A 14,197-nucleotide genomic window follows, 5' to 3' on the forward strand; every position below is an offset into this window, starting at 1 on the left:
CAGAGCTGGCCGAAATGTTTGAAGTTAACAAAGACCAGTAACTCAAATTAACGCATATATATATTCGAAAATGATCAGATACTATGAAAAGGTTGGATTGTCATTTACACATAAATATTGACACTCTTGTCTAAAATATGCGATGATATAAGGTCTTAATTTTATCATAATTTACTTGTTAAAAAAGAAGGGAAGAAAGAAATGAATTTTGATGCAATGAGTGATAATATACGAGGTTTATTAACTGCTACAAGGACATATAGAATTCCAAGGTTTCAACGTGATTTTTCTTGGGATCAAAATAATTACAATGAATTTTTAAAGGATATGTTATCACAAATATCATTTAATCCCAAAACTTCCAAATTTGAAACTTCGCAGTATTTTTTAGGGAACATGTTATTTTTAGGAGAAAAAGATACAGATCTAGTTGAAGTTGTAGATGGTCAACAGAGATTAACTACAGCTACAATATTATTAGCAGCTTTAAGAAATTCATTGTATGGTGTAAACGATCCGACAATGTATAGTAGTGATCAAATAGCAGCAGCTCATGATTATGCCGATACTGTACAAAGTGAATATTTAATAAAAAAAATTGATGGTTCTCCACAAAGGAAAATACAAACAACTTCTAGTTATCCATATTTCACGCAAACTATTCAAGACTATCATACTAAAAATAGTGAAGTTGAACCTACTACAGAAGAAGAGGACTTACTAAAGAAAACATTTGAGTTCTTTTTAAAAGAATTAAAAGAAGATGCTTTTTTAAAAAAAATGTCGGCAATGTATAAATATCAGTTTAAAACTGCAGATTATGTTGAAGCTTTAAAAGCGTTAAGAGATCAATTATTAAAGTCCGAAATAATCGATGTGTTTGTTTCAGAAAAAGAACAAGCAAATAAAATATTTGAAAATATAAACTCTAAAGGTAAGCCACTTTCTCAAGTGGATTTGATAAAAAACTCTATTTTTAGCAGAATTGGTATTACTGATGGTGGAGTTGATGAAATATCAATTACCTGGAATGATTTCAAGCAACAAATTGTAGATTTAGATACTACTTTCAATGAATTTTTCCTACATTATTGGAAGGCTGTATATCCAGAGGATAGTGCAAATGGAAATAACTTATATAAAAAGTTTCTTAAAAGATTTGGTACAAGTACGAATCAAGAACTTGAAAGTTTTGTTAAAGAGCTGAAACAAGGACTAAAATTTTATAAAACAATTGTATCACCAGATAAAAATCAATTTACGAGGAAAGAGTTAAAAGCAGAATTAAATTATTTAATAGCCATTAATAGATTTAAAGGCGTACAGGTACGACCAGTTTTACTCTCTTTATATATCAAAAATGAAGAGCTAGGTAAAAAGAAATTACCTCAAAAAGAAAAAACTTTATTCTTGCAGTTTTTAAGTAACTTTCATTTTGCTGCATATGGAACAAATTTAAAAATTAGGTCTAATAAAGCTACAATGCCGTATAAAAACTGTGCTGGAAATATTTCTAATGCTAAGACGAAAAATGATGTTAAATTAGCAATTTTGAAATTAAGAACAGAGTTATTAAAGCTTATTACGAAAGAAAAATTTATTAAAGAATTTGAGTGTTTAGAATTTTCTAAGGAAAAAGCAAGAGGCGGTTTAGAAGCATATCCTGCTTCGTATGCTATTAAACAAATAGCTAATATAATGGATAATAGAGAATTTGATGATGATGAATATTCTATAGAGCATATTTTAGATGAATCGTTAGGTAATACTGAAAATATTGGCAATTTAATAGTTCTTGAAGAAAAATATAATAGAGAAATCAATGAAGAGAAGAAACGAAATAAAAATACAATATCATTTGAACAAAAGAAATTAATATATTTAAAAAGTAAATATATTATGATGCAAACCTTATGTGAAAAAAAATCTAGCTTTGCTAGGGATGATGTATCTAAAAGAGCTAATGAATTAGCCAAATCTTTTTGGGATTCATTTTTCAAGTAAAGAAAATCTTCATTGCACATTTAGGATCTTTTTATTATAAGTAGTTTTTCAAATAGACATTTCATTAAAAAATTCTTTATAATGAAAAAATATGTAATAAAAATAAAAATAAAATTAATATTTATATTATTTTTTTGACTAGACAAAGAATATATATGTCTGGTCCTTTTTTCTTCATATCTGTATATCGCAACCCAATATTGAGCCAATTATTAACTAAGCCAGTGAGCCACTTAATCCACCCTGTACTTTCCAGACACACACCTCGGCTTTATTTGGAGTGGCGGGCATGATACCCTTGTTCGGGCGTTAAATCCTTGATACTACGCCTTTTAAGCGAGAATTATGCCCGCAGAGGCTCCATGTAAAGCCTACGAGCAAACTTGCTGCCTTGATTATCTTGTCTACGGAAATGACTTAATATTTCAGTTGCGATGTGGCTCACATTTCAATTGCGAAATACACATATCTATATAATGTATATTTAATAGCTATTATTCCTACACTGAATGTAAACATATTATTTACATTCAGTGTAGGAAGGTGAAAAAGTTTGAAAAAAAGGAATTTGTAATGATTGTTTTTAACGATACTCAACATTTCAAGTGCAGCTGATAGAATTATCTTTTTGGTTTCTAAGCTTAATTCTTCACCATTATGGAAAACTGTTTGATCTAAAATTAATGAACGGAATTCCTTTTTTTTTGACTACTAAATCCATATTTAATCAATCCTTTCTATTTGTCTAAGTGACTCCAATTTCATTAAACTTGTATACTATAAGTAGGAAAAGATAAATTTCTTCAAAATTAGATTTAATTTTTGTATATACATAATTGGTTAATATTGGGATTTATTATATAATTTTAATAGTCCTAAAAAGGACCAATTATACAGAAATCAGAACTTGTTGCATATTCATGAAAAACCGTTTTAAAAACGGTTTTTTTCTTGAATATACGTAACAGGTGCTTTTTTGGATTATATTCAACAGAAAAGGAGAATTTTAATGTTTTCTTATGAAGAAGTAAGGAATTTATTACAAGAGAAAATGTTTGAAAAGTACTCAGGTGAATTTGAGAAATAAACAGAATACAGTGAAAAGAATATAATGACTTTATATGAACTACTGGATATAGGAGAATACTCTTATGATGTAAATTTTAAAGAAATTATGGTGATAGTTGATATTGGAAATGAATACTTTAATGAAGAAAAAACGCTTAATAATTTCTTTTTAGAAGTTAATGACCTTTTTATGAAAAGTAGTGTAATAAGCATGAGGAAGCTACATCAAATTTTAAATTCATTCATTATATAACTGTCCATAGAGATGAGAAAAGTAATAAACCAATTCAATTATTAGTAAGGTTTAATCTTGATTTAAGTAAATATATTAAGGAACATTTAGAAGAGGCTGGTTGCGTTTTTAAATAATCATTTTAGTGTAAAATCTGAATCCGTATTAGCCCTGTATGGCATTCATATTTTTTCTTGGTCAAAATCTGGTCAAAGCGTGTGGATTTATGAAGAAAAGTCCTTTGAAACATTGATATAATAAGGTTTTAGGTTTTTTTAGTGTGAATCCCCGCCGTCTCCATATTACGAAATCAACCGATTTCATAGAGTGTCAAAACCTTTGATAGATAAGGGTTTTGGCACTTTTTATTTTTATCCAATTTCAATAGATTGTATTCAAACATAGTCAAAAATCAATTTACCAATTAATTAGATCTCAAGGTAGGTAGCAAACTTCTGAATTGCTCCTTTGAACTACACCTCCAATTATTAGACACAATCTAATAATTGGAGGTGTAGTTTTTTTATGACCAAATTTACGAGCGTGTTAAAATTAGCGATTGTACAAGGAATTAATCCAAATAAAATTTCACAAAACGAGTATGCATCTTAGATGTATGTTACAAAAACCCAATTTCAATTTTGGTTGAGATTATACGAATTGCATGGCGAAGAAACGTTTCAAAATTCCTATATAAATTATTCTGTACCCCTTAAACTAAATATACTTAACTACATGGTTCATTCTGGTGGCATAGAGGCCCTTGAATCAAAAACAAAGGGGCATCCATCCATGAAAAAAGAAACAACCAAAACAACTACCAGTAGAAGGTTCACCAGAAGCACTTCAGGTAGAAATCCAACGTCTACGTATGGGAAATTAGTATTTAAAAAAATTGAACTCCTTAGTTCAAGCCAAGGAAACATCACCAAAGAAGACAAAGTAAAGGACATCTATGAATTAAGGCAATAAATATCCGATGAAGGCGCTTTCGAAGTTCGTAGGCATTCCACGTAGCACGTATTATGATTACGTAAAGAAGATGAATCGATGGGATCCAGATGCCAAGTTAAAAGATGATATTCAAGCGATTTATAATGAACATGGTGGTCGTTATGGCTATCGTCGTATTCGAAATGAGCTAGCGAATTGTAGACAAAAAGTTAATCATAAAAAGGTTCAACGTCTTATGAAATCCTTAGGCTTAAAATGCATGGTACGTATAAAAAAATGTAAATCTTATAAAGGGACGATTGGTAAAATTGCGCCAAATATTTTAAATCGTCATTTTACGGCTGAAGCGTCAAATGAGAAGTAGGCTCCTTACATTCTATTATTAGATAGGGCTTTGAATCTTCATTCAAAATAAAGATGGCAGCTCTTAATTTCAAATCTGTTTTACTATACTTATGTACAGGTCTTTCCACTTCAATATAAGTTTTGTGGTATATAGCGCATACAAATCTTCAGTAGTTTTTGTCGAACATATTCTTCAGGATACATAATGACCGGAAACTCACGAATCAAACATAACGGCTTTTCCATGTAAGCCCTCCTACTGATACTGCTTTGTTTAGTGAAGTTATTTGAATTAATTATATAATATTGGAGGAATTGTTTGGAAATGGTTTTTTATTACAATGTCAGTTAAATGAAAAGAGCTATGGACCTTTAAATAGATCCATAGCTCTTAATATATTGAAAACGAATTTTACTTATAAAACAAATAAATTCCCAAGTGCTATTAAAGATACTTTAGGCAGGATAATAATAATCGTTGCATCACGGCCGAGCGTTAAATACAAAAATCGTATTGCAATCAATACCTATAAATCTGTGGGAATTATATAGAATGTGGAATTTTGTATAACTAATAGATAATTTATTCTATAATTAGAGGTTAAAAAATACAATAAGTGATAAAATAATCATAATAAATGAAGATATTTATGACCTATAAAACACTGATAATTGAGGTGCACAATTTGAACGCAACTGATAACCAATGGCAATTTTCACAAATACCAAATATCGAAGAATCAAATTTCAATAAAATTTTAGAACGCTTTTATAGTTTAGGGGTAGCAGGTCTAACAAGAGAAAATATACAAAACTCGTTAGACGGTCGACTAAATGATAATGATCAGCCAATAGTCGTTACGATTAAATTGGGGAAAATTGATCGACAATCGATTCCGGGAATAGATTCAATTGTAGAACGTATTAATAGTCTTGAGGGACGCAATGGCTACGCTAAAGAAACAATCAGTCACATGAAAGCGACTATGCAAGAGAAAGAATTACGTTATATTTCGTTTGAAGATAGCAATACACGTGGTTTAACTGGTGCAAAGTATGGTCAAAGTAATTCAAAAGACCATACATGGGGTATTTATGCATATAACAAAGGGGTTCATTTCGAAGAGAAGGATGAAAAATTTGAAGCTTCTCGTGGCGGTTCTCATGGTGTAGGGAAAATTGCATCTAATGCGGCATCTGATTTACATATGATGTTTTTTGCTAACTGTGACAAAGAAGGAGAGAAACACTTAGGAGGCACAATCCAATTAATCGAGCATCAGTATAAAAATGCTTATTATCGATCTACTGGCTATTTTGCTAAGTTAGGGGGTTCAAATTTCCTGCCGTTTGAAAATAAATTTGGTGGAATTTTTGAAAAGCAAACGCGCGGTTTAAAGATTGTCATTCCATTTTTACGCAAAAGCTTTTATAAAGAAGATGAAATCATTCGCTCAGTATGTGATAGCTTCTTTGTTGCGATTCTTGAGAAAAAGTTAATTGTACAAATAAATGATTTGGTTATTGATGCATCTACTATCGAGGACATTGTAAGCAACCCTAATTATTATGAGCAAGATATTTCGGCTATGAAAAAAGTGTTTACGCCTTTATATGTTCGTACTTATAAAAATGAAACATCGCATGTTATTGAAATTCCTCATGGTAGTTCAACATTTAAATTTAATTTGTACTTCAACTATGATGAACAAATTCCAAAAGGGAGAGTTGCGATTATTCGAACGATCGGTATGAAAATTGAAGACTTTATGGTGAAAAATAATTCTACAAAACCATTTAATGGCGTATTAATCGGAAGTAGTGATGAGGATGTCTATTTAAAATCACTTGAAAATGAATCGCATACTAAAATTTCGAGTGACGATATTAAAAATCCAGAGCTAAAAAAACAAGCGAAGAAGTTTATTAGTAATTTAACGAAAGAGCTGCTGAAAGTCATTGATGAAGCAGTCCGTAAACATAATCCAGTTGACGGGAAAATTAATACATCCGACATACTATATACAATGGAGCTGGATTTTAAAGAGAATTTAGCAGAATCATTCGGCACGATTAAAATTAAAAATGGTCGAAATATTGTCACAAGCGATGAAGGGAAAAACGCTGAAATCGCACCGGCAAAAGAGAAACGTAAGAAAAGAGGAACTGAAAATCCCGTAAAACCAAAACAAACAGGTATCCGACGAAAAAGTAATAAGCCGGATAAAGGGGATGAGAAAAGTGCGGTAGAGGATGTTAAGGATGAATTTAAAATTAATCCATACCGTGTAGAACGCTTATTATTGAATGATCAAGAAATCATTCAACTAAATTTAACAGGCGACCCAGATGTGTCAAAAGCAGTGCGCTGTAATTTAAAATTCAACATAGTAGACGGAATGGGTAAAGAGTATATGGGTGAATTTAATATGCTAGCAAACTATGTGAAAGTTATAGACAAAAATACGAATGCAGAATGTAAAGTTGAAAAAGATGCTATAAAAAACGTATCGGTTAAAAAAGGGTATGTAAATTTACAGCTAGCTCTTCAGCCAGCATATAATCGCTCGTTAAAATTCATTTATTATGTAGAGGTGTAACATGATTTATAAAAAAGATGCAAACTTTCCTTATCCAATACTTTCTTCGAATACGTTTTCTTATGAAGAAAGCGACTTTATGATCAAAGTGAGTTTTGAAGAGGACGGAGATTTATATAAATTCAAAATCCAAAAGTACTTAACATCTGATTTTGTCCAGGGCCTATTAAACAGTGGGGAAGCTCAATACTTACTAGTTATTCAATCAAAGGATACAAAGTTTTTCCCTTTGGAGCCAACTAATTTACAAGTCGAGATTCCGAAAAATCGAATGACGCTTTCGAGTCGTACATCGATTCAAATACACATTGTCGCAAATAAGGATATTACATTTGCGCAAAACAATGAACTGAACAGCTTTTATGACGAATTGAAAGCATCGATTACGGTACCGGAATTTTCGATGCTCGGTTTTTCAAATATTGTAACGTTTGAAGGGGGGATGAAAAATCCTCTTGATTTATTTGAAAAGCGTTTAGATCCAAAGCTTTCTTCAGCGATTAAGTTTGAACTAGGCTCTGAATGTATCATTCTTCATTTCCGCGATGAAGAAATGCAGTTCCAGTCAATGGCGAAAGCAAATGCATTCCTGAATCCATATTTATACACAGGCTTACGGATGGCATTAGAGCGATTTATTAGCACCTATGCTGAGGAAGATGACGATGTAGTAGAAATATCGCAAATTACACAGCCAGAGGATTTGCTTGATTATAAATTATATAATTTAATGGTGGGCAAATCAGTAGGGGAATTAAGTGTAGATAATATTGATGAAGTGATTGGGCGTATATCACATCAAATCATTGAGAAATACGTAAAAGCTGTAAAGGAGTTAGTAGCACATGAGGATTAAGCTTTTAACAGAAGGTTATAAAAAGGATGAGTTACTCTATATAGCATTTAAAAATGGTGAGGTAACAGACGATTTATTTTTCTCAGAAGAAACAATTGAAATTGAGGAAGCACCAGATTTTCCAATATATATGGGTAAAGGTTCTGAAATCCAAAAGAAAGCAGATTTTCTAGCAGCATTTCAAGCTATTGCGAATGCATATGTGAATTTAGATCGTGATATTCATTTTAATGAGCGTTTCTGGCATTCGCTATTAATCACACACAAACGGGATTATATCATCGGGAAATATCCTCAAGTTTTAGAAAGCTATCGCGAGTTTTGCAATATTGTTATCAAAGATTTTGACTGGGAAAACTATATTTATAAATGTATTTTAGCAGTTGAATATATTGAAGATGCTACAGAGTTAACGTTTTCTAAAGAGCAACATTACGAGTTAATAGTAGATAACCTAGATATATTCAATTACATTATCAAGTATTCCATTTTTAGAAATGGAGAGTTTCTAGTAAAAATCTTAACGGTTATTCATAACTTAGGAATCGGTGAACTGTTAAAAGGAAAAATAACGAATCGTCCTGATTTAGGTAAAGATGAACGTTACGGCCGACGAGTTATTTTTGAGCTTAATAAATCGTACCCAGTATTAATGAGTCCGTTATTAGATATCAAATCTTTGCAGGAAGAGTTTATAAAGGCATTGGGGAATTATTTTGATGTGTCGGGTATTGAGTCACAAAATAAAGTAATTTTGTAAAAATACTAAAATAAATAAATTTAACTATAAAAATTTTTTCGTTTTTTATTAAATAAATTTTGGATGTTCTGAATATGGAAAATAGATGTAATGAAATTTCGATTGGATAGAGTAGATATAAGCTTTACAGCATTAATCATTATTTCGTAAATTTTCATTTTGAAATGCAAATAGAGCAGCTAATCCCTAGGCCACAAGGATTAGCTACTCTATATAGATAATTGAAATTGGTGATGTAAATCAAAATATTTGATATGAGTAATTAAATTGCTTTAAGCGATCAACGATAACAGGAGCGTTGATCGCTTTTATTTTTATAAATAGTGAATTTTAGGTGCTCCATAACGACAGTCACTTTCTGGATGTATTTCACGAATACGTTCTGTTATGTGTTGATTTTCCAGATAATATACCGAAGGTTTTATATGAGCAGCCTGATAATACCTACTCTTAGGCAACTTTAAAACGCGACACGTCATTTGAACAGGATAATGTGCTTTCTCTTCATTAATATGTTCGATAATTTCTTGATCCATCACTTTTTCGAGAATATGGTCATAGCCTTTTTTAAAATTTCTACCTCTTGTTTTAAGCGTAAGTTTTCTTTCTGTCTGGCTGACATATCAGCTGTTGTAAGTGATTTTTCACCTTCAATTGAGGAATGCAATTTAATCCATTTATAAATATTTACTTCAGTAACACCATATTCACTGGCAAGTTGATTGACGGGTGTAACGGCACGATAAAATTCTACGATTGTTTCTTTGAATTCTTGATTGTAACATTTTTGTTTCATTACGGACACGTCCTCTCTTAATTTCTAGGATAAGGACTTAACTTCAAGGTGTCCATACAACTATACTAACTCCAGTTATATAAATTTAAAGAAAATCTAAGAGGAAGAGAATGACCGAAAAAATTACAATTAGATTCTTCCAATGAAAAAGCTCATACAGAGCAAAATAATGCAAAAAAAGTTATATAACATTTATACAATTTATATCAAAAAGCCATTGAGATTTCTTGAATATTCAAGCTACATTTATAGGGAATTGATGTAAGATATACAGCATTTATCTAAATAGAGGGAATTATCATTGGAAGAAATTGAATGGAAAAACTATTGTATAATTCCTCCAGGACAAAGGGGATTAATTAGCAATGGAAGGATTCGACTGAAAAAACTATTATCTGATTCTTCCAAGGATTTTAGCCTAATTAGAGCTTAAATTCTGAAAAAAGTTGAGAAAATATTTCATTTTTTTATTGTAAATCCTTTATTATCAATGGTTTAAAGGCATAATTGCTTCGGCAATATGCCCCTAACCAATCGCTTACACATGCTGAAAATATTATTATTGAAGGTTGTTCATCTGAACGGGGATAGCTATGTTACAGTTTTAGAGGATTTGGTGATTTATAGGTATGATCCAATTTTCCATAATCACAATTGATGAATGTAAAAGAGCTGGTAGTCGCAAACGCTTGTAATAACGCTAAACGAGCAGATGAAAGTAGAAAGGGCATCTATGATTATTTCAGAAGTTTTTTATCTGGTAGATATTCCTATTGCTGCTTTGTTATTATTAAAGTGGTAATTGGATTCATAGTGACTTCATAGAAATCATTTCCTTGAAAGGTTTGAATACCTGTTTTACTAGGAAAAATCATAAGTAGGTGAAAAAATGACAGCAATCGAAATACTATCTTTGCCGTTTAAGCAAGATCGTATTAATCAAATAAGCAATACAGATCAGTATGTAAATTACCCAGTCATATATGTGTTAAACGGCAACAAAGAGGCTTATATCGGTGAAACCGTATATTTTAAAAATCGAATGAAAGCACATTTAAAAGCTCGTAAAAATATTGATCAAATCAATCTCATCAAGCATGATAAATTTAATCGATCCGCAACATTTCATTTAGAAACGAAGCTTATAAATTACTTCCTAGGTGATGAAAAATATACACTGCAAAACAAAAGTAAAACGGCTAGTGATTTTACGCACAATTATTACAACAAACCGTACTATGATCAAAAAGTATTTAAAGAACTATGGCAGAAACTATATGAACAAAAGCTTGTTAATCATGAGCTTCATACGATTGAAAACAAAGACATTTTTAAATTATCTCCTTTTAAAGAATTATCTTTAGAGCAACTGGAATTAAAAGGAAAAGTACTCGAATTTTGTGAGAAACAAATACAAGCAACTACAACTGAATATGGTAGCCTGTTAGTGATAGAAGGTGAAGCTGGTGTAGGGAAAAGCGTTGTTTTAAGTTCGATTTTTAACACGATACAGGAACGAGCTGAAGAAGCATCTTCACCATTATATAAGACAGAAAACTATTTAGTTGTAAACCATGAGGAAATGTTTAAGACGTATAAAGGAATTGCGAAGCAGGTAAAGCATCTAAAGGGTAAAAACTTTATGAAGCCAACACCATTAGTAAACACACTTCAAAAAGAGCAGAAAAAAGCGGACATTATTTTTGTAGATGAAGCTCATTTATTGTTAACAAAGCCAGATACTTATAATAATTTTCATGGAAATAATCATCTGGAGGAACTTTTAAAGCTTGCAAAAGTAGTCGTTATTATTTATGACCAAGATCAAGTACTTAAGTTGAAAAGCCTATGGGGGGCTGCTACATTAGAGCAACTAAAAAAGTTGAGCACATACCAGGAGGAATATCAGTTATCAAATCAGTTCCGTATGCAGGCAAATGATGAAGTTATTAATTGGATCAATGCATTTAAACGTAAGCAAGTGCTGCCATTGCCTCACGATGTGAACTATGAATTAAAAATTTTTGAAACGATGAAAGATATGCATGGAAAAATAAAGGCTCAAAATCATCAATTTGGATTAAGCCGTGTCGTTTCAACATTTGATTATCTACATAAAAAAGATGGTGGCACATATTATGTGAATGAATCAAATGGGGAATACAAAATACCTTGGAACACAACAAGTACGAAATACACTTGGGCTGAGAAGCCTGAAACAATTCATGAAGCTGGCTCTATTTATACAATTCAAGGGTTTGATTTAAATTACGTTGGTGTCGTGCTGGGACCTTCTGTTCAATACGATGCTGCTAAAGATGAAATCGTTATTGATACGAGTAAGTATATGGACAAAGGTGCTTATACAGGTACGGAAGGCATTACCAATGTAAATGAAGCAAAAGAAAAAATCGTACTTAACTCCATTAATATTTTAATGAAGCGGGGTATTAAAGGGCTTTATATTTATGCAAGTGATGAAGCATTGCGGGAGAAATTATTGTCTTATTAAAAGTAGCGAAATTATGTGGTTGGATTAGAAGGGATTTGAGAGTTTTTGATGTGGGTGTACCTGGGAGTAGGTTCGTAAAACTAGAGGGTCAGCATTAAACTTACTTTTGCTTCGAGGTTAATTTTAAATTTTATAACTAATCACTGATATGAAAAACAGAGAGGAGAGTGGGTAGTGGCAACGTCCATATATTAACCGGTTTTGATGCACCCACGATTCAAACGCTGTTTGTCGATCGTAATTTAAGCTATACGAATTTAATTCAAGCATTCTCACGTACCAACCGAACGTGTCCAGGGAAAACAAAAGGGTTAATCGTAACATTTAGAAAGCCATTTACGACTTTTGAAATTTTCAAGGCCCAACTACAAAGCTTTCTATAGGCGGGTGAAAGTGTTTCACAACATGATGTAGAACCTTTTTTAATCCAAATAGATACGACTTGGACAGATTTGTTATGGCAATATGCACAGTTAGATTATGACGTAGCCTTCTATCAATTCGTAAAAACAATGTTGGCGAATCATGTAGCAAGTTTTTCAAATTCAAGTGTGCCAATTGATATTATTTTAAAGAAAAATGATTCGGCTTTGTTTGCTACTGAACTGTAGTTGGCACAGGTAAAGTCTGCTGAGTGGATGCAAGAAATGCAGCTATTTTTAAATACATTTACGCAGCTAATTCCTTTAGCAAATAAGAAAATATTAAAGAATTATTTGAGCGTAATCTAAAAGAAAATGTAACATCTACGGAAAGAATTCAATTATATAGTGTTGTTTTATATGCTAAATATTCAACAAAATTAGATGAAGATTCTTTCAATCAGTGGCTTCGCTTTGTTCGCAATGTAACTGAAAATACGATTTATAACAATGTGATGGAGTATCGTTCTTCAATTGTGGCGCTATATAGAATGAAAGATTATATAAATGATATCGAATCCTATTTGATTTCTGAACAGATGAAATTAGAATGGTTTTATCAAATGTAGGTACAGCAGGAAATAAATAAAGCAAAGTTGAAAAATCTTGATTCAAATTGGAAGGCGTATATCGAACAAGCAGAAGATCATCCCTATTTTACAGGGGAAATCGGCCTTTTATTGAAGTTTGCTGGAGTTACAGATAGCCTGGATTTTGTAGCGATCAATCATCCAGAAGCACAAGTAAAATTTAAACTGTACTTCAAAAAAGCAACGCTTATTTTTTGGGAAAAAGGATTAACGATTTCGTCTACGTTGTTATCTCGTGCGTTACTTTGCTGGGGTGATTATTTAGTGAAGATTGGACATAACTATACTTTTTCGAAAGATAGTTTCGACCGTGACTACGGATGGAAACGATATTTACGTGATGAAAACGTCATGTTCTTGAAAAATATGCTTGATAGTTTGCCGGACAACTCGGTAGAAAAGGCATTAAATACAACGATTAAAAATCATTCGATTACAGATTGGCGAAAAAACTTTATCGATTTCCCAGAGATAATTGAGGATTATTGTGGGGATAATCGAAATATTAGGGTTTTAGAAGATGGCGTTATTTTATTGTTGAAAACGAATGCGACTAATGGCTATTGTGCAGAATATAATACGTTTGCGCTAAATCTACAATGCCAATTAAAAGATTTTGATCAATTAACTATCGAGTATATTGACTCTGTGGGTAGAGATTATTCCACAAAGTATATATTAGTAAATGATTCATACGGGGTATCTTATAATGGACAAAACTATTTATCAGAAAAATATGAACATTTAAAAAATAAATGGTTACATGTTGAAGACTTTGAAGACGAAGATGCGGTATTTAGTTGGCTAAAAGACTTAAACAAACAAGTTTAGATCTCCGTAATCATAGTTTATAAAACCTTATGAATTTCTTTGTAAGAGCAATTTTGGACGGTCAAAAGGTCTTTTAAACTTTGATTTTAAAGGGTTTATAGGATGCATATGGGGAATATCCACCGTATATCTACTAATTTTTTTGACACTATTAAAGTTATCTAAAAGAACTTTTCTTGATATTATCCCCTTTAGGTAGACAATGTTAAAAAAACTACAGTACGCTG

The 14,197-nt window shown here is 31.6% G+C and carries 9 protein-coding genes and 2 pseudogenes; 9 read left to right on the forward strand and 2 right to left on the reverse strand.

The features are described from left to right. The first annotated feature begins 201 nt into the window (after positions 1 to 201). Together DEX24_RS11935 and DEX24_RS17505 are read left to right on the forward strand one after the other, a co-directional pair. Positions 202 to 2,004: a DUF262 domain-containing protein gene (locus DEX24_RS11935; RefSeq protein ID WP_109306639.1), complete on the forward strand. Its 1,803-nt coding sequence runs from the start codon at positions 202 to 204 to the stop codon at positions 2,002 to 2,004. A 1,825-nt stretch (positions 2,005 to 3,829) separates the two neighbouring features. Then, a pseudogene (locus DEX24_RS17505) lies at positions 3,830 to 4,619 on the forward strand (IS3 family transposase); the annotation flags it as partial. Here the strand turns inward: DEX24_RS17505 and DEX24_RS17850 are convergent. Beyond that, on the reverse strand, positions 4,594 to 4,731 hold the full coding sequence (locus DEX24_RS17850; protein ID WP_170112929.1) for a hypothetical protein: 138 nt from the start codon (positions 4,729 to 4,731) through the stop codon (positions 4,594 to 4,596). The pseudogene DEX24_RS17505 and the gene DEX24_RS17850 overlap by 26 nt on opposite strands. 558 nt (positions 4,732 to 5,289) lie before the next feature. Here DEX24_RS17850 and DEX24_RS11960 point away from each other — a divergent pair. From DEX24_RS11960 to DEX24_RS11970, 3 genes are read left to right on the forward strand one after another with little or no spacing between them, the layout of a single operon-like run. Continuing rightward, positions 5,290 to 7,203: a hypothetical protein gene (locus tag DEX24_RS11960; protein WP_246131457.1), complete on the forward strand. Its 1,914-nt coding sequence runs from the start codon at positions 5,290 to 5,292 to the stop codon at positions 7,201 to 7,203. A 1-nt stretch (position 7,204) separates the two neighbouring features. Further along, complete coding sequence (locus tag DEX24_RS11965) at positions 7,205 to 8,059, forward strand: hypothetical protein (protein ID WP_109306645.1); 855 nt, start codon at positions 7,205 to 7,207, stop codon at positions 8,057 to 8,059. Next, positions 8,049 to 8,819: a hypothetical protein gene (locus tag DEX24_RS11970; protein ID WP_109306646.1), complete on the forward strand. Its 771-nt coding sequence runs from the start codon at positions 8,049 to 8,051 to the stop codon at positions 8,817 to 8,819. The genes DEX24_RS11965 and DEX24_RS11970 overlap by 11 nt, the downstream gene beginning before the upstream one ends. A 535-nt stretch (positions 8,820 to 9,354) precedes the next feature. On the opposite strand, the gene DEX24_RS11980 is transcribed toward DEX24_RS11970, so the two are convergent. Next, a complete protein-coding gene (locus tag DEX24_RS11980) occupies positions 9,355 to 9,615 on the reverse strand; it encodes a transposase (RefSeq protein WP_109306648.1) in 261 nt (86 codons plus the stop codon). Between the two features lie 889 nt (positions 9,616 to 10,504). Here DEX24_RS11980 and DEX24_RS11985 point away from each other — a divergent pair. The 4 genes and pseudogenes from DEX24_RS11985 (at position 10,505) to DEX24_RS11995 (ending at position 13,970) form a co-directional block, all read left to right on the forward strand. After that, positions 10,505 to 12,127, forward strand: a complete 1,623-nt coding sequence (locus DEX24_RS11985; RefSeq protein ID WP_170112930.1) for a DUF2075 domain-containing protein — start codon at positions 10,505 to 10,507, stop codon at positions 12,125 to 12,127. A gap of 188 nt (positions 12,128 to 12,315) precedes the next feature. Next, positions 12,316 to 12,468 (forward strand): annotated as a pseudogene (locus DEX24_RS11990) (type I restriction enzyme subunit R domain-containing protein); the annotation flags it as partial. A 111-nt stretch (positions 12,469 to 12,579) separates the two neighbouring features. Next, complete coding sequence (locus DEX24_RS17230; RefSeq protein WP_170112931.1) at positions 12,580 to 12,738, forward strand: hypothetical protein; 159 nt, start codon at positions 12,580 to 12,582, stop codon at positions 12,736 to 12,738. 407 nt (positions 12,739 to 13,145) lie between these two features. Beyond that, positions 13,146 to 13,970, forward strand: coding sequence for a hypothetical protein (locus DEX24_RS11995; protein WP_109306650.1), 825 nt, complete (start codon positions 13,146 to 13,148; stop codon positions 13,968 to 13,970). Positions 13,971 to 14,197 lie beyond the last annotated feature (227 nt).

The sequence above is a fragment of the Kurthia sibirica genome (assembly GCF_003143975.1).
Classification (GTDB): domain Bacteria; phylum Bacillota; class Bacilli; order Bacillales_A; family Planococcaceae; genus Kurthia; species Kurthia sibirica.

Excerpts from the sequence above, each read along its gene's own strand:
- DEX24_RS11935 (WP_109306639.1), top strand. The coding sequence starts at position 202 with ATGAATTTTGATGCAATGAGTGATAATATACGAGGTTTATTAACTGCT.
- DEX24_RS11965 (WP_109306645.1), top strand. The coding sequence starts at position 7,205 with ATGATTTATAAAAAAGATGCAAACTTTCCTTATCCAATACTTTCTTCG.
- DEX24_RS11970 (WP_109306646.1), top strand. The coding sequence starts at position 8,049 with ATGAGGATTAAGCTTTTAACAGAAGGTTATAAAAAGGATGAGTTACTC.
- DEX24_RS11980 (WP_109306648.1), bottom strand. The coding sequence starts at position 9,615 with ATGAAACAAAAATGTTACAATCAAGAATTCAAAGAAACAATCGTAGAA.
- DEX24_RS11985 (WP_170112930.1), top strand. The coding sequence starts at position 10,505 with ATGACAGCAATCGAAATACTATCTTTGCCGTTTAAGCAAGATCGTATT.